Genomic DNA, 16,857 nt, shown 5'->3' on the forward strand with positions numbered 1-16,857 from the left:
TTGGAGCATGATGTCGTCCGAGAACCGCTCATACTTTTCGGCATCATGCTCCCGGGCGTTCAGGTTGTTTCGCGGACGATGAGCTCGGGCACGATGACGATGCCGTGCTGACGGTTTCTAGTGGCGATGCGGCTGAGCAGCAGACGCACGGCTTCCTCCCCCATTTCGCGTTTTTGCACCCGCAGGGTGGTGAGCGCCGGAGACAGCAGTTCGGCAGTCGGAATATCGTCGAACCCGATCAGGGCGATTTGCGCGGGGATCGAAACGCCGGCGGCCCGGCAGGCCTTCATCGCGCCGATCGCATTGAGGTCGTTGTAGCAGACAAGGGCATCGATGCCGGGCGTCTCCGCCAGCAATTGCGCGGCCGCCGTTTGCCCGCCTGCCGCGGTCGGATCGCAATAAACGACGCCTTGTGCCTTGAGCCCGTGGGCCGACAGCGTCTTGCGAAAGCCGACAAGCCGGCTCTTGCCGCCAAACGAACTGCGCGGCCCGGCAATGATCGCTATCCTGCGGCGCCCGCGCTCGACCAGATGGTCGATGGCACGCGACGCTCCCGTCTCGTAGTCGGTGACAATCGTCCCGGCGACCTCGTTGGGCGCCTCGCGGTTGATGAGCACCACGGCGCGGTGGGGCGCAAGCGCCTTATGCAGCGCGGCATCGGGCAGTCGCGGGCTGCAGACGATGATCCCATCGACCCGGTGCCGCAGCAGCGTTTCGATGAGTTCCTCCTCCCGCTTGCTGTTCTCGACGACATTGGACAAAAGCAGGTTATAGCCGGCAGCGCTTGCCGCATCCTCTGCTCCCCTGATGACTTCGGGAAAGAACGGATTGGTGATGTCGGGAACAAGTAGGCCGATGGCCTTCGATCGATCGGACCGCAATCCGCGCGCAAAGGGATTGGGCCGGTAATTGAGTTCGCTCGCCGCTAAAATAATCCGTTGACTGGTCTCCGCACTGGCTCCGCCCCGATCGTTGAGCACGCGCGATACCGTCATCGGCGACACCCCTGCGGCGCGGGCGACATCGGCGATGGTTATTTTGGATTCTGGCTCTTTGGAGCTGCTCAACTGGATTGTCTCTTTAGAAGGGGCAGGAAGCTACGATAACGATAACTAACATAATTTCCAGGAAAGCCAAGGCTGCTCCGGCCTAGTATAGGGCATCGAGAATCTCTTTGACAAGATTTGACGGTAACGATAACGTTAGAGGAAGAGGAGAATACGTTAACGATAACCTAGAGCAGAATATTGGGAGGAAAGAATGCAACACGTCATAATCTTAAGACGGCCGGTTGTCTCCACCGTTGCCGCGGCGATCCTCATGGGCGTCGGCTGGGCCGGTGCCGCATTCGGCTTTGAGGAGTCGCCGGAACTGAAGGCGCTGGTCGATGCCGGCAAGCTGCCGCCGGTCGAAAAGCGGCTGCCCAAGGAGCCGCTGGTGCTCACTCCGCTTGAATCGGTCGGTACCTATGGTGGCACCTGGCGCACGGCCACCTTCGGGGGTGGCGACAGCGAGATCGAACGTTCGATCGGCTACACGAGACTGGTCCGCTGGAATCCGGAATGGACCGAGGTGATCCCCGATCTCGCCAAGAGCGTCGAGGTCAATGCCAATGCCACCGAATATACGTTCACCTTGCGGGAAGGCACGCGCTGGTCGGACGGCGAGCCGTTTACCGCGGACGATCTTGTGTGGTGGAACGAGAACGTGATTCGCAACACCAAGATCACCCCTGCCGCACCCAACTGGCTGACCGCGGGCGGAGAGACCGTCAAGGTCGAAAAGCTCGCCGACGACAAGGTCGTCTTCAAATTTGCCGCGCCGAACGGTCTGTTCCTGATGAACATGGCCACCGTGCGCGGCTCCGATATTCTGGCCGCCGCACCGGCGCACTACCTCAGGCAATTCCACAAGGATTTCAATCCCGACGGCATCGATGCCCTGGTGAAGGCGGCCGGCGCAACCGACTGGGTCCAGCTCTTCAACAACAAGATCAGCTTTCCCGGGCGCTGGCGCGATCTCGGTCGTCCAACGCTTGATGCCTGGGTGTTGACCGCACCCTATAACGGCACCACCCAGGTCGTTGCCGAACGCAATCCATACTATGCCAAGGTGGATACCGCAGGAAACCAGCTGCCTTACTTCGACCGGATCACCATCGATGTGATGCAGGATACCCAGGCCATCATCCTGAAGGCGATCAGCGGCGAAATCGACATGCAAAACCGCTTCATCGAGACGACGGACGCCCGTACGGTGATCGTGCAGAACCAGGAAAAGGGCGGCTACGGCCTGTTCATCGCCCGGCCGGCGTGGTCGAACGCCCTACTGATCACCCTCAACCAGACCCATAAGAATCCGGCCTTGCGCGCTGTCTTTTCCAACAAGGATTTCCGCATCGGCCTCAGCTACGCCATCAATCGCGAAGAGCTCAATCAACTGATCTATGCCGGACAGGCCAAGCCTTATCAGGCAGCACCGCGTGAAGGCACCGCGCTCTACGACGAGAAGATGGCGACGCAGTATCTGGAGTATAATGTCGATCTCGCCAATCAGTATCTCGACAAGGCCGGCCTTACCAAACATGACGCCGAAGGCTATCGCCTCGGTCAGGACGGCAAGCGGATTACCTTTGCGATCGACGCCTTGACCGGAAGCCCGATCCAGGTGGACGCCCTCGAGATGATCCAGCGCTACTGGCGGGCCGTCGGCATCGACATGCAGCCCCGCCCGGCCGAACGTTCGCTGATCTTCTCCCGCCTGCAGAACAATGAGAATGACGGCCTTGGATGGGTCGGCGGCGGTGGCTACGACTTCCTCGGCCTGCTCGATCCTAAATGGTATTTCCCGCACGAATACGAATCGAGCTTCGCGACCGCCTGGGGTCTCTATTACCAGAATCCTAAAGATCCGAACGCGCAAGAACCGAGCCTCGCTGCCAAGAAGCAGATGGACCTCTACCGGCAGGTGAAGGAAGCGCCGACGCTCGAAAAGCAGTTGACTGCGATGAAGGAACTGCTGGCGATCACCCGTGACGAATTCTACGTCATCGGCACCAACCTGGAGCCGGATCGCGTCGGCATCGTCAAGACCAATATGCGCAATGTCCCGAAGGTCATTCCCAGCACATCCTTCTACATGACACCGGGACCGGCAAAGCCCGAGACCTTCTACTACCAGCAATAACGGCACGCGACCGACAGGGATGGCGTCCACGGGCGCCACCCCATCAACACCAGCCCAGTCCCAATCATCCGATCGGCGATCGCCGATTGAAGGAGCTTGACCATGGCCGGCTTCATCATCAGACGTCTGCTTTACATGATCCCGATGATGTTCGCGATCTCCGTCGTGACCTTCATCATCATCCAGTTGCCGCCCGGCGACTTCCTGACCGCGATGACGGCGCGTCTGGCCTCCCAGAACGAAACGATCGATCCCGGCGTCATCGCCGGCCTGCGTGAACGTTATGGCCTCGATCAGCCCTGGGCGGTGCAATACTGGAAATGGATCAGCGGCATCCTGCTGCGCGGCGATTTCGGCCAGTCCCTCGACTGGAACAAGCCGGTCAGCGAGCTGATCTGGGCCCGCATGGGCCTGACGATGGTGGTCTCGGTCACCACGCTGCTCTTCGTCTGGGCGGTGGCCTTTCCGATCGGCATCTATTCGGCCGTGCGGCAATATTCGGTCGGAGATTACTTCGCCACCTTCTTCGGCTTCCTCGGCCTTGCCGTCCCGAACTTCCTGCTGGCGCTGGTGCTGATGTATGTTTCGGCACAGTATTTTGGCCAAAGTACCGGCGGGCTGTTTTCACCCGCCTATATCAATGCAGTCTGGAGCTGGGCAAAGCTCGGCGATCTCATGTCGCATATGTGGATCCCAGTCGTCGTTCTCGGCACCGGCGCCACCGCGGCGCTGATCCGGATCATGCGCGCCAACCTGCTCGACGAGCTCAACAAGCCTTATGTCGACATGGCCCGCGCCCGGGGCTTGAGCGAAATCCGGCTGCTGTTGAAATATCCGGTGCGGGTAGCGCTCAACCCGTTCGTCTCGACCGTCGGCTGGGTGCTGCCGCACCTCGTCTCCGGCTCGGTGGTGGTCTCCATCGTTCTCAGCCTGCCAATCACCGGACCACTGCTGCTCAATGCCCTCTTTGCCCAGGACATGTATCTGGCCGGCACGTTCATCCTGCTGATGAGCATGCTGACGCTGATCGGCACGCTGATTTCGGACCTGCTGCTCGCCTGGCTCGATCCACGCATACGCAACGGCTGAAGGATGATACCATGACCGATCAAGCCATCGCGCTATCCCCTGAACTGATCCAGAATTCCGACGCGGTCGCCGGGCAGTGGAAGCTCATCTGGCGGCGCTTCCGTCGCCATCGGCTGGCGCTGGCGGCAGGCATCGTCATCTTTTTGATCTACCTGGTCGCCCTGTTTGCCGAGGTTCTCGCCCCGGTTTCATCGCAGACCTACGATTCCCGCTACACCTATGCACCGCCGCAGCAGATCAAGTTCGCCGGCTACGACGCGGCCGGGCAGTTTCATCCGCTCTACGTCAACGGTTATTCGATGAAGGTTGACCCGATCGCGCTCAGCCGCAATTACGTGCCCGATCCGGCCGTCGTCATCCCCCTCGGCTTCTTCGTCAAGGGCGAACCCTACCGGCTTTGGGGGCTGTTTAATTTCGACCGGCACCTGATCGGCCCGATCGAGATGGGCAAACCATTCTACCTGTTCGGTGCCGATCGCCTTGGTCGCGACGTCTTCAGCCGGACGGTCCACGGCACGCGCGTTTCGATGTCCGTGGGGCTGATCGGGGTCGCAATCAGCCTCATCCTCGGCATCATCCTGGGCGGCATTTCGGGGCTCTACGGCGGCTGGGTGGACGATGTCATCCAGCGTTCCATCGAGCTCATCAACTCGATCCCGACCATCCCGCTGTGGATGGGCCTTGCGGCTGCCGTCCCGATCAGCGCCGATCCGCTCCTGGTCTATCTCTGGATCACCATCATCCTGTCACTGATCGGCTGGACCGACCTGGCGCGGGTGGTGCGCGGGCGCTTCCTGTCGCTCAAGACGGAGGACTTCGTCATTGCCGCCCGTCTCGATGGCTGCTCGCAGATGCGCATCATCTGGCGGCACATGGTTCCATCCTTCATGAGCCACATCATCGCCTCGGTGACGCTCGCCATCCCGACGATGATCCTCGCGGAAACCGCGCTCTCCTTCCTCGGCATCGGCCTGCGCCCGCCGGTGGTGAGTTGGGGCGTGCTGCTCCAGGAGGCGCAGAACATTCTCGCCGTCTCAAGCGCACCCTGGCTGTTTCTTCCCGGTCTCGCGGTGATCGTCACCGTGCTCGCCCTCAATTTCCTCGGTGATGGATTACGCGATGCTGCAGATCCCTATGAATACTGATCCCAATTTTGCCGCAGCCGGCGGCCGGCACGGGGATCGCGACCCGCTGATCGAGGTCGACGATCTCAGGACCCATTTCTTCGGCGGTGCGGGCACCATCAAGGCGGTCGACGGCGTCTCCTTTTCCATCCCGCGCGGCAAGACGGTCTGCGTTGTAGGCGAATCCGGTTCGGGCAAGAGCATCACCGGCCGCTCGATCCTCAACCAGGTCCCGCGCGGAGGCAGGATCGTCTCGGGCGCAATCCGCTACCGGCCGGATCCCGCCGCACCCTCCGTCGACCTGGCGGCGCTCGATCCGCGCGGCCACGACATGCGGGCGATCCGCGGTGCCCAGATCGGCCTGATCAGCCAGGAGCCGATGGCCGCACTTTCCCCCGTTCATACGATCGGCAACCAGATGGTCGAGGTGATCCGCCTGCATCTGAAGATGGGAAAGAAGGAGGCGCGCGAACATGCCATCGAGACGTTGGCTCTGGTCGGCATCCCGCGGCCGGCCGAGCGTATGGAAAGTTATGCCTTCCAGTTTTCCGGCGGCATGCGCCAGCGCGTCTGCATCGCCTTGGCGCTCGCCTGCCGCCCCAAGCTGCTGATCGCCGACGAACCGACGACGGCGCTCGATGTGACCACCCAGGCCAATATCCTCGATCTCCTGGCCTCGCTGCAGGCCGAATTCGGGCTCTCGGTCCTGTTCGTGACCCATGATCTCGGTGTGGTGGCCGAGATCGCCGACGAAGTCGTCGTCATGTATGTCGGCCGGGTCGTCGAGGCAGGCGATGTCGACACGATCTTCCACGCACCTGTTCATCCCTACACCAAGGCGCTGCTGCAATCGGTGCCGCGCATGCATGGGCAACCCACCGAACGGCTCGCGATCATCGACGGCATGGTGCCGTCGCGTTTCAACCGGCCCCCGGGCTGCAGCTTTCATCCCCGGTGCAAAGAGGCGAGGGCGGGCCTGTGCGACCAAAAGGATCCGCAGCCCGTCACCATCGGCGACGGGCATGTCGCCAGCTGTCTGCTTTACGAAGGAAGACAATGATGGCCGATCCCATGACCCAACCAAGCCCGCTGCTCGAACTGAACGATCTCAGGATGCATTTTCCCATTCGCAAGGGCGCATTCCGGCGTGTGGTCGGACACGTCAAGGCGGTCGACGGCGTTTCGCTTCGTGTCGAGGATGGTGAAACACTCGGCATCGTCGGAGAATCCGGCTGCGGCAAGTCCACGCTTGCCCGTACGGTGCTGCGCATCTATCAGCCGACAAGCGGCGAAATCCGTTATCGCAATCGCAGCGGCGGCACTGTCGATCTCGCGGCGTTGTCGGGTTCTGCCCTCGACGAAATCCATCGCGACCTGCGCATCGTGTTTCAGGATCCGCAATCGTCGCTCAATCCGCGCCTTCCCGTCATCGACATCATCGGCGAGGTGCTCAGCGTCAACGGCATCGCCAAGGGCCGCGAGCTCGAGCACCGGGTCGCCGACCTCATGCAGAGCGTCGGCCTGCGGCCCGAATACATGCACCGCTATCCGCATGCGTTCTCCGGCGGCGAACGCCAGCGCATCGGCATCGCCCGGGCGCTGGCCTCCAATCCGCGCCTGGTAATCGCCGATGAGGCCGTTTCGGCGCTCGATGTCAGCGTGCAGGCACAAACCATCAACCTGCTGCAGGACCTGCAGGAACAGTTCGGCCTGACCTATCTCTTCGTCGCTCACGACCTCTCGGTCGTCCGGCACATCTCGGACAATATCGCCGTCATGTATGTCGGTCGGGTGGTCGAAAAGGCGCCGACGGAGCAGATCTTCTCGCGCCCGCTCCACCCCTACACCGAAGCGCTGCTCTCGGCCGTGCCGATCGCCGATCCGAGGATGCGCCGCCACGGCCAGCGCATCCGGCTGGCGGGCGAGGTCGCCGACCCCGCCCATCCGCCTCCCGGCTGCGCATTTCATCCGCGTTGTCGCTACGCCACCGAGCTTTGCAAGCAGGAGGTGCCGGGCTTACGCACCGTCACCGCCGATGGGCACGCAGTGGCCTGTCATTACGCCGAATCCCTGAGGCTCAATCCCTTTGCCGACCGTATCGTTCCGGAGTTCAATTGATGCCCGAATTCATTCCACGCTCCGAGCAGCGTCCCATTGTGGATACCTCCTCCACGACGCTCGATCTCATCTACTTCGATCTCGTCACGCTCGCCTCCAACGAGCAGGACATCCGGCGGCTGCCCGCGCACGAAAGCCTCTACGTCGTGCTGTCGGGTCAGGTGGATATCGAGGTGGATGGCATCATGTTCGAAGCGGTGGGCCGGCGAGCCGATATCTGGGGAGGCGATGCGGACTCGGTTTACGCGCCCGTCGGCGCCAATGTCCGGATATCGGCTCGTGGCGCGGCGGCGGAAGTCGCCATTGCCGGCGGCCTCTGCGACACGCGCTACGCCCCGTTTCGCATCACGCCGGATGAGGTCGATGCGGTCAATGTCGGTTCGTCGGACACGCATAGCCAGCGGCGGATCGTCCATCTGCTCGGCCAACGGCAGAACGGACGCTGCGGCAACCTGCTGGTGAGCGAACTCTATGCCGGCGAGGGCTGCTGGTCCGGCTATCCCCCCCACAAGCACGATACGGAAGACGGCGATGTCGAGACCCGGCACGAAGAACTCTATCACTACCGCTTCCAGCCCGAGACCGGTTTCGGCAGCCAGATCACCTATGACGAAGACGGCCCGGTCAAGATCCTCATGACCCGCAACGGCGACACTGTCCTGGTCGATCGAGGTTACCACCCGACGGTCACCTCGCCGGGGCACCGGGGCTATATCTTTACCATTCTCGTCGGCAAGCATCGCCGGGGGCTGATCCAGCGCTTTGATCCCGCCCATCAGCATCTGACCAAAACCATCCCCGGCATCGATGCGATGCGCGACAAGTTCAAATAATCCGGCTCCTGGTCTCGTGCACCGGCATTGCGGCGCACTGCCAAACTTCCGCCCAAGGAGAGACGACCCATGCGTGAACGTACGCGAATAAACGTTGATGCCGGTGAAGCGGTACGTCCGTTCAACCGGTTCTGGCGCGGCACCGGCTTTTCGCCGGCCGAGCTGCTGCTCGAGCCCGAGATGCGGCAGATGCTTGCTTATATCGGCGGCCTGCCGAACGAGGGCATCCGGTTCCTGCGGGTGCATTATCTCTACAATCTGCTGAGCGCGAAGGGCGAGGCCGGCTACGACTGGTCGCTGCTCGATCGCGCGCTCGACGTGATGATCGAACACCGGCTGAAGCCGTTCTTCGAGCTGATGGGCAACCCGTCGGGTGTCTTCACCGATTATGAGGACATGGACCAGGTCAAGCGCTGGCGGGACCTTGTGACAGCGACGGTCGACCGCTATGGCGCGCGCTACGGCATGGACGAATTGCGCACATGGTATTTCGAAACGACGAACGAGGCCGATTCCGGCTGGTGGACCTACGGGATCAAGGGTTACACCAACTACTACGACGCCTGCGTCGCCGGGCTCGACGCCATCGATCCCAGCCTGCCGATGGGCGGGCCTGGCACCGCCCGCACGCTGTCGCCGATCTTTCGCGCCCTCATGGCCCATTGTGACAGCGGCACGAGTTGCCTCAGCGGTGACGGCCCGCCGCGCATCGATTACATCTCGATTCACGAAAAGGGCGTCAACGGCAGCAAGGAAGACCTGACTCCGAAAACCAACGGTATCGTCGACCGTACGTTGCTCGTCGTCGACTATCTCAAGGAGCATCACCCGCGCCTGGCGGGCCTGCCCATCGTCAACGATGAATGCGATCCGCAGCTCGGCTGGAGCGATCATCATAGCTGGCACGGCAAAGCCTATTACGCCGGCATCATCGCCCGCATCATCGAACAGCACGACCGGCGCATCATCGCCCCGAAAGCAGCGAATTTCACCTTTCTGAGCAATGACCACGCCTTTATCGGCGGCTGGAGCCAGCGCACGATCTTTGCCTATTTCGGTTCGCGCAATTTCACCAAGGCGCAGTGGGAGCACAAGACCAATCTGGATATGCTGGTCACGGACGTCGACAGGGCGCCGCCCTTCGACATCATCAAGAAGCCCGGCCTCACATCGATGGAACTGCTGGCAACGCTTGGCGATACCGTTTGCAAGGTGACGGCCGAACCGCCGCTTGCTGCCGACCAGGATGGCCTGGCGATCCTGCCGACGCGGCTGCCGGGCGGCGGTGTTTCCATCAGCCTCATCCATAGCGTCGATGCCATCAACCGTTCCGGTCGGACCGCCGTCCGTCTCGAGGTTGGCGGTTTGGTTCCCGGCCGCCATGCGCTTTGCCTGCTGCGCATCGACGAGGAGTTCACCAATCCGATGGAGGTCTGGGAAGCCCAGTGCGACGAAAGCAATCCACGCGGTCCCTACGAGCCGGTCGGTGCGCCGCCCGCACCGACCGAGGCGCAGTTTGCCGAAATGCGCCGGGCGCAGGAGCCCGCCCTGCTGCATCCGATCAGCGTCGTCGCGTGCGATGACGGCCGGATCAGCGTCGACCTGGATGTGCCATTGCCGTCGCTGACGCAGGTGCTTGTCGTTCCCGATATCGGCGCGCCCCCGGCGGCACCGACCGGCCTTGTCGTCGAACGCTACCTTGGTCTTGGCGGCCGGGAGGAGCGCATGCTGTTCTGGGCTGCCGGCGATGCCGGGCCGGCCATCTTCTACGATGTCCTGGTCAGCACCGATGGCGGGACTTTTGAAAAGGTCAGTTCCGCGCCGCTGATCTCGACGGCATTCCTGCACATGTCGCCGCCGGAAGGCGTGCGCTATGCGGTGCGCGCCCGCGATGCATTCGGTCGCCGCAGCGAACTTTGTGTCTCCCGCTCATGAACAATGCCGTTCTGCCTGGGATGTGATCCATGGATATCGCCTATTTCACCAAGACCCTCGAAGGTCTACCTCTCGAGAAGGCGGCCGAGATCACGGCCGGTTTGGGGTTCGAGTGCGCTGATCTCCTTATTCGCGATGGCCATGCCGTTGCCCCTGACAGGCCGGAGGAGATCGTCAATGCCGTAAAGATCTTTGCCGCGGCCGGCCTGCGCACCCCGATGGCGACCATCGACTCCACGCGGCCCGACGATGCCGCATCCCGGCTTCTTAGTTGTTGCGGCGAGGCTGGCATCCGGCAGGTCCGGCTTGGCTTCTGGCGCTACGACCCGTCGCGGCGCTGGCAGGCCCAGGTCGATGAGGCGCGGCGCGATCTCGACGGCTTCGAGTGCCTGGCCGAACGCTTCGGCATCACGCTCACCATCCAGCTTCATGGCGGGACCCTGCACAGTTCGGGGGCGCTGGCAGTGCAATTGCTGGCCGAGCGCGATCCGATCCGGATCGGCGCCTATCCCGATCCGGCCAATCAGATCATTCGCGAGGGAAGCGAAGACTGGCGTTTGACCCTCGATATCCTCGATCCGTGGTTCTGCTGCATGGGCGTCAAGAACAGCGGCTGGTTTCCCGGCACTTACGGATCCCACGGCCAGCGCGCCTGGCATTCGGACTGGTATGGGCTCGACGAAGGCATGGTGCCCTGGAACGAAATCGTCCCGCATCTGGTGGCCACCGGATTTGCCGGCGTGCTCTCGATGCATTCTCAATACCGCGTTTCCCGAGAGCAGGCGCTCGACAAGGTCCGCGCCGATCTTGCCCATCTCAGGCGCCTGGTCGCCGCAGCGAAAGAGTAGAACCATGATTGAACAGGCTCCCGTTATCGCCGTACTGCTGACCGAAAAGACCCGCCGGATGATGCTGGACGATGCGGCGATTGCCCAGTTGAACGCCCTTGGCGAGGTGCGTTGGCCGACCGCCGCCACGATCGACGCTGCCGATGTCGACCAGCTGCTGCAGGGCGCCACGGCATGCCTCACCGGATGGGGCACGCCGCCCTTCGATCCCGCTGCGCGCCAGCGCCATCCACAACTCGCCCTTGTTGCCCATTCGGCAGGCAGCGTCCGCACACTGGTCCCGGCGCGTCTGTTCGACGATGGCATTCGCGTCACCCATGCCGCCTCGAAAATTGCCGCCTCGGTTGCCGAGTTCGTCGTCGCCGAAGCGCTTCTGGCGATGCGCGGCATTCATCGGCTGCATCATCAATTGCGCAACGGCGGCGAATGGCTCGATGTTCGCGGCGCCGTGCCGCAGAGGTTGCTGGGCGCCAGAACGGTCGGCATCGTCGGCGCCGGATATGTCGGGCGGGCGGTCATGCGGCTGCTCGTTCCATTCGGTTGCCGCGTGCTGGTCGTCGATCCGTTTCTGAGTGATAGCGAGGCCACGGCACTCGGCGTTGTCAGGGCCGGGCTGGACGATATGCTGGCTCAAAGCGACGTGATCTCGCTGCATGCGCCTGTCTTGCCGGAAACGCGCCGCATGATCGGCGCCCGCGAACTGGCGCTATTGCGTCCCGGCACGCTGTTCATCAACACGGCGCGCTCGCAACTGGTCGACGAAACGGCACTGCTCGCCGAAATCCGCTCCGGCCGTATCGAGGCGGCCTTGGATGTCTTTGACGACGAGCCGCTGGCTGCGGATAGCCCCTTCCGCGACCCTGCACTGACCAATGTCACCATTTCGCCGCATGCCGCCGGTCACACTGAAGAGGCGCATTTAGCCCAGGGCCAGGCCATGGTGGACGAGATCGGCCGGCTGCTTCGCCGGGAACCGCTCCATCACGAGGTGTCGCGCGCCATGCTCGACCGGATGGCATGATCGTGGACAGTAACATTGGAGGTTCCGTGACGGCGCCGCGCATCAGAGTGATCGAGATCGACGCCTTCGAGCGCGATATCAGGCTGCGCCTGCCGTTCCGCTTTGGTGCGGCAACCCTCGAAAAGGCGCCGCAAGCCTTCCTCAGGGTCCGCGTCGAGGATGAAGAGGGACGAACCGCCCTTGGCGCGGCCGCCGAGATGATGGTGCCGAAATGGTTCGACAAGAACCCGGTGCTGACGCCGGCGCAGAATGTCGATCAGTTGCGCACCTCGATCCGCACCGCTGCGGCTGCTTCGCTCGAACCGTCGGCGCCGGCGACATTGTTTGCCGCCGCCCGCCTGAACGAGATGGAGACCGTGCGGCGCCTGCCTGGAAATCCATTGGCCGCCTGTTTCGGTCCGTCACTCATCGCTCGCGCCGCGCTCGATGCTTATTGCCGCCTTGCCGGCATTTCCTTCTTCGATGCGGTGCGGGGCAATCTCGTCGGCATCGGCGGTCCCATGCTGCCCGGCGACATCGACGCGGATGCAGCGTTGGCGGTGCTTTCCGATCTTCGTCCTGCCGGCTCGATCTCGGCCCGGCATACGATCGGGCTTGCCGATCCGATCACCGACGGCGATATCGTCCATCCCGTCGGTGACGGACTGCCGGAAAGCCTCGAGGCGGTGATTGCCCGCTATGGCAACCGCTGGTTCAAGATCAAGCTTTCGGGCGCGATCGATGCCGATATCGACCGCCTGACGCGGATCGCCGCCGTGCTGGACCGCCTGCCCGACTATCGGGTGACGGTCGACGGCAACGAACAGTTTGGCGCCCCCGAACAGCTTGCCGCCTTGCTGGCGCAAATCGAGGCGACGCCTCGTCTGGTGAGGTTGCGTTCGGTCATTGCCTTTGTCGAACAGCCGTTCTCGCGCGCGATCACCATGGAAACGCCGCTAGGAGACCTGGCGGGGCAATTGCCCTTCCTGATCGATGAGAGCGACGACGGCGACGGCGCCTTCGCAGCCGCCAGGCGGCTCGGTTATACCGGCGTCTCCTCGAAAACCTGCAAGGGCATTTACCGATCGCTCATGAAGGCGATCCGCATCAGAACCGGAACAGCGCCGGGACTGTTCCTATCGGGCGAGGATCTGACCTGTCAGGCCGGGCTTGCCGTGCAGCAGGACCTGGCGCTGGTCTCGCTGCTCGGCCTCTCCCATGTCGAGCGCAACGGCCATCACTATGTCGCCGGCATGCAGGTTGCGCCGCAGGCCGAGAAGATGCGCTTTGCCGCGGCCCATCCTGATCTCTATGAGCAGGGTGCTGACGGACCGCTCCTGTCGATCCGCGACGGACGGATCGCCATCGCTTCGCTCGGGGCGGTCGGCTACGCAAGCGGCGCCTTGCCCGATTTCGAAGCGATGACGCCATTGTCATGACGCCCGACCCAGCGTGCAGCAGGTCGCTAAAGACTATGTGGCGGTCGGTGACACCTATAGGACAAGCGCGGCCTGTCGCCTCCAACGGGCGGCGAAGTCGGGCTGAAGGCGGTCAAGCGGGCGGCTTCCTGACTATCGCCCAGTGAGGTCCAGGATGCGCATCGCAAGCTTAAGATGCGGCAAATCCAGCATGCGTCCGCCGAGCTGGATGACGCCCGCGTCGGGCCTGGCGGCGAAGGCGGCGGCGACTTTTTCGGCCCAGGCGATCTCGGAAGGGTCCGGCGTGAAGGCGTGATTAATTGTTTCGACCTGGCCCGGGTGGATGGCCATCATGCCGGAAAAGCCGTCGCGCCGGGCGCGGCCGACATAGCCCCTGAGACCGCCCACATCGTGGAAATCTGGATAGACGGTGTCGATTGCCGCAACGGCGGCGGCATGGGCTGCGAACAGCGTGAGCGAGCGGGCAAGCTCGTAAGGCGGCGTGTAGCGGCCATCCGTCCTCCGCGCGGTCGCGGCCCCTATCGCGGCAGACAGATCCTCAGCACCCCAGGTCAGGCCGCTGAGGCTGCTCGCGACATCCCGGTAGCTGCCGATCTCGAAGATCGCGGATGGCGTTTCGGTTGCGATCGGCAGGATGGGAATTGCAGATGCAAGAGAGCCTGCGAGTTTTAGCACGGAAGCAGCACCCTCGGCCTTCGGCAGCACGATCGAGAAAGGATGAAGGCCGCTCAAAGCGGTAAGGTCGTCTTCGAATTCTTGCGAGGCGAGGGGATTGATACGGATCAGGAGAGGGATCTCGCCGGCATGATGCAAGACGAACTCGTGCACGCTCTCGCGCGCTTTCGGCTTGTTTATGGGAGCAACCGAATCTTCCAGGTCGAGAATGACGGCATCGGCGCCTGAAGCGAGCGCTTTTTCGAAACGCTCCGGCCGGTCACCGGGCGCAAAGAGCAGCGAGCGTAGCCTCATGACGGTTTCACCTTCAGCATTGCCGTGCGCAGGCACTGGCAGACGATCTCGCCGCGCTGGTTCAGCGTGATATGCCGGAAGGTGACGATGCCGGCATCGGGGCGGGAGTTCGAGCGACGCAGCTCCATCACCTCCGTTTCCACCCGCAGCGTATCGCCGATGAAGACCGGCTTTGGCATCGTTACCTTGTCATAGCCGAGATTGGCGACGAGCGTGCCGAGCGTGGTGTCGCCGACCGAAAGGCCGACGGTGAGCGCAAAAGTGAAGGTGCCGTTGACGACGATCCGGCCGAATTCGGTGCCGGCCGCATAGTCAGCATCGAGATGCAGCGGCTGCGGATTGTGGGAAAGCGTCGTGAAGAGCAGATTGTCGGTCTCGGTGACCGTGCGGCGGATGTCGTGGGCGATGCGGTCGCCGACCGTCCATTCGTCGAAATAACGGCCGGCCATCAAACCTCCTCCTTCACAATGCTGACGACCAGCTGGTTTTCCGAGACCCTGATCCCCGAGGCAACCTGCAGTTTCTCGACGATGCCGTCGAAGGGCGCACGCAGAGAATGTTCCATTTTCATCGCTTCGACCGTCAGCAGGCGGTCCCCCTTGGCGACCCGATCGCCTTCGGCGACATCCACCGAAATGACGAGGCCGGGCATGGGCGAAAGGATCGCGCCATCGCCGGCCCCCTGACTTGCCTCGACTTCGCTTGCGACAGGCAGGCTGATCGGCCAGGCATTGCCGGCGTCGAAAAGCACCGTGGTTTCACCGATCGTGACGGTATTTGCCTCAAGCTCCGGACGTGATTGCCCCCAATGGAGGTGATCGCCGATACGGATGCGCACCCTCTTGTCATCCGCGCCGGCGATGCGGAACCCGGTGAGCGCGGACCATGGGTCACCATCTGTGTTTCCTGGGAGCACGGTGGCCGCGGTGTCGATTGCGATTTCGCTTGGCTCCATCGCCACCAGGCTATCGCCATGGCGATCGAGGAAGCCGGTATCGATCCGAGCGGCGCAGAAATCCGGATCGACGGCGATGCGGGCAAGCAGGCCGGCATTTGATTTGACCGGCCAGACCTCGATGCCGGCGCAGGCGGCTGCGAGCTTCGAAAGTGCGGCTTCGCGGTTCGGCCCATGGGCAATGATCTTGGCAATCATCGGGTCATAGAAGGCGGTGATGTCATCCCCTTGTTCGACGCCGCTATCGACACGGACGGTTTGCGGCAGGCTGAGATGTTCGAGCCGGCCGGTCGAGGGCAGATAGCCGGCGGCAGGATTTTCGGCATAGAGGCGGGCTTCGAAGGCCCAGCCGTTCATGGCGATCTCGTCCTGCATTTTCGGCAGCGGTTCGCCGCTAGCGACTTTCAACTGCCAGAGCACCAGATCCTCGCCAGTAATTGTCTCGGTGACCGGGTGTTCCACCTGCAGGCGGGTGTTCATCTCCATGAACCAGATGCGATCTTCTCGGAGGCCTTCCGAGGCATCGGCGATGAATTCGATGGTGCCGGCGCCGACATAATTCACCGCTCTTGCGGCTTTCATCGCCGCGTCGCAGATCGCCGCCCGGGTGGCGGCATCGAGGCCGGGGGCAGGGGCCTCCTCGATGACCTTCTGGTGACGGCGCTGCAGCGAACAGTCGCGTTCGAACAGATGAACACAATTGCCGAACATGTCGGCGAAAACCTGCACTTCGATATGGCGCGGATTGGCGATATAGCGTTCGATCAGAACACGGTCGTCGCCGAAGGAAGCGGCCGCTTCACGGCGACAGGAGGCGAGACGTTCGGCGAAATCTTGCGCGCGGTCGACGCGGCGCATGCCCTTGCCGCCGCCGCCGGCGACCGCTTTGATGAGCACGGGATAACCGATAGTGTCCGCCTCGGCCGCCAGCCTTTCTTCGCTCTGGTCCGCGCCCATATAACCGGGGGTCACGGGCACGCCTGATGCCTGCATCAATTCCTTCGCCGCATCCTTGAGCCCCATCGCCCGGATGGCAGTCGGGGGTGCGCCGACCCAGAGGATACCGGCCTTTTCCACCGCTTCGGCAAATCCGGCATTTTCCGAAAAGAAACCGTAGCCGGGATGAATCGCGGCAGCGCCGGTTTTCCGGGCAGCTTCGAGGATGCGGGTCTGACAGAGATAGCTTTCGCGGGCCGGCGAGGGGCCGATGGCGATCGCCTCGTCCGCCTCCCTTACGAAGGGCAGGCCGGCATCGGCTTCGGAATAGACGGCGATGGTGCGGATGCCGAGCGCCTTTGCCGTGTGGATGATGCGGCGGGCGATTTCGCCCCTGTTGCCAATGAGAAGACTTTCCATCATTG

Annotated in this window: 14 protein-coding genes; 10 read left to right on the forward strand and 4 right to left on the reverse strand. The window is 62.8% G+C overall.

From position 1 onward, the window contains the following. Positions 1-59 precede the first annotated feature (59 nt). Positions 60-1,067 carry a LacI family DNA-binding transcriptional regulator gene (locus tag HFO99_RS12365; RefSeq protein WP_222361488.1) on the reverse strand — a complete coding sequence of 336 codons (1,008 nt, stop codon included), beginning with the start codon at positions 1,065-1,067 and terminating at the stop codon, positions 60-62. Positions 1,068-1,260: 193 nt separating this feature from the next. Here HFO99_RS12365 and HFO99_RS12370 point away from each other — a divergent pair, with 193 nt between their 5' ends. The 10 genes from HFO99_RS12370 (at position 1,261) to HFO99_RS12415 (ending at position 13,572) form a co-directional block, all read left to right on the forward strand. Next, a complete protein-coding gene (locus tag HFO99_RS12370; RefSeq protein ID WP_222361490.1) occupies positions 1,261-3,186 on the forward strand; it encodes an ABC transporter substrate-binding protein in 1,926 nt (641 codons plus the stop codon). A 102-nt stretch (positions 3,187-3,288) separates the two neighbouring features. Then, positions 3,289-4,275, forward strand: a complete 987-nt coding sequence (locus tag HFO99_RS12375; RefSeq protein ID WP_222309054.1) for an ABC transporter permease — start codon at positions 3,289-3,291, stop codon at positions 4,273-4,275. Between the two features lie 11 nt (positions 4,276-4,286). Beyond that, positions 4,287-5,420, forward strand: a complete 1,134-nt coding sequence (locus tag HFO99_RS12380) for an ABC transporter permease (RefSeq protein WP_222361492.1) — start codon at positions 4,287-4,289, stop codon at positions 5,418-5,420. Further along, positions 5,410-6,459 (forward strand): ABC transporter ATP-binding protein, encoded by a 1,050-nt coding sequence (locus tag HFO99_RS12385; RefSeq protein WP_261323118.1) that lies wholly within the window; start codon positions 5,410-5,412, stop codon positions 6,457-6,459. Before HFO99_RS12380 ends, HFO99_RS12385 begins: the two co-directional genes overlap by 11 nt. Further along, positions 6,459-7,517, forward strand: coding sequence for an ABC transporter ATP-binding protein (locus HFO99_RS12390; protein ID WP_222361496.1), 1,059 nt, complete (start codon positions 6,459-6,461; stop codon positions 7,515-7,517). The genes HFO99_RS12385 and HFO99_RS12390 overlap by 1 nt, the downstream gene beginning before the upstream one ends. After that, positions 7,517-8,350, forward strand: coding sequence for a 5-deoxy-glucuronate isomerase (locus HFO99_RS12395; RefSeq protein ID WP_027688889.1), 834 nt, complete (start codon positions 7,517-7,519; stop codon positions 8,348-8,350). Before HFO99_RS12390 ends, HFO99_RS12395 begins: the two co-directional genes overlap by 1 nt. 69 nt (positions 8,351-8,419) lie before the next feature. After that, on the forward strand, positions 8,420-10,285 hold the full coding sequence (locus HFO99_RS12400; RefSeq protein WP_222361498.1) for a GH39 family glycosyl hydrolase: 1,866 nt from the start codon (positions 8,420-8,422) through the stop codon (positions 10,283-10,285). A gap of 29 nt (positions 10,286-10,314) precedes the next feature. Further along, positions 10,315-11,133: a sugar phosphate isomerase/epimerase family protein gene (locus HFO99_RS12405; protein ID WP_222361499.1), complete on the forward strand. Its 819-nt coding sequence runs from the start codon at positions 10,315-10,317 to the stop codon at positions 11,131-11,133. A gap of 4 nt (positions 11,134-11,137) precedes the next feature. After that, complete coding sequence (locus HFO99_RS12410; RefSeq protein ID WP_222361501.1) at positions 11,138-12,154, forward strand: hydroxyacid dehydrogenase; 1,017 nt, start codon at positions 11,138-11,140, stop codon at positions 12,152-12,154. After that, positions 12,151-13,572 carry a mandelate racemase gene (locus HFO99_RS12415; protein ID WP_222361502.1) on the forward strand — a complete coding sequence of 474 codons (1,422 nt, stop codon included), beginning with the start codon at positions 12,151-12,153 and terminating at the stop codon, positions 13,570-13,572. Before HFO99_RS12410 ends, HFO99_RS12415 begins: the two co-directional genes overlap by 4 nt. A 132-nt stretch (positions 13,573-13,704) precedes the next feature. Here the strand turns inward: HFO99_RS12415 and HFO99_RS12420 are convergent, their stop codons facing one another. Genes HFO99_RS12420 through HFO99_RS12430 form a run of 3 tightly spaced genes read right to left on the reverse strand, consistent with a single transcriptional unit; the run spans position 13,705 to position 16,855 of the window. Further along, positions 13,705-14,541 carry an HpcH/HpaI aldolase/citrate lyase family protein gene (locus tag HFO99_RS12420; protein WP_222361504.1) on the reverse strand — a complete coding sequence of 279 codons (837 nt, stop codon included), beginning with the start codon at positions 14,539-14,541 and terminating at the stop codon, positions 13,705-13,707. Then, complete coding sequence (locus HFO99_RS12425) at positions 14,538-14,990, reverse strand: MaoC family dehydratase (RefSeq protein ID WP_011654322.1); 453 nt, start codon at positions 14,988-14,990, stop codon at positions 14,538-14,540. The genes HFO99_RS12420 and HFO99_RS12425 overlap by 4 nt, the downstream gene beginning before the upstream one ends. Beyond that, on the reverse strand, positions 14,990-16,855 hold the full coding sequence (locus tag HFO99_RS12430; RefSeq protein WP_222361506.1) for an acetyl/propionyl/methylcrotonyl-CoA carboxylase subunit alpha: 1,866 nt from the start codon (positions 16,853-16,855) through the stop codon (positions 14,990-14,992). The genes HFO99_RS12425 and HFO99_RS12430 overlap by 1 nt, the downstream gene beginning before the upstream one ends. Between the last annotated feature and the right edge of the window lie 2 nt (positions 16,856-16,857).

Source organism: Rhizobium leguminosarum, assembly GCF_019798305.1.
Taxonomy (GTDB): domain Bacteria; phylum Pseudomonadota; class Alphaproteobacteria; order Rhizobiales; family Rhizobiaceae; genus Rhizobium; species Rhizobium leguminosarum_U.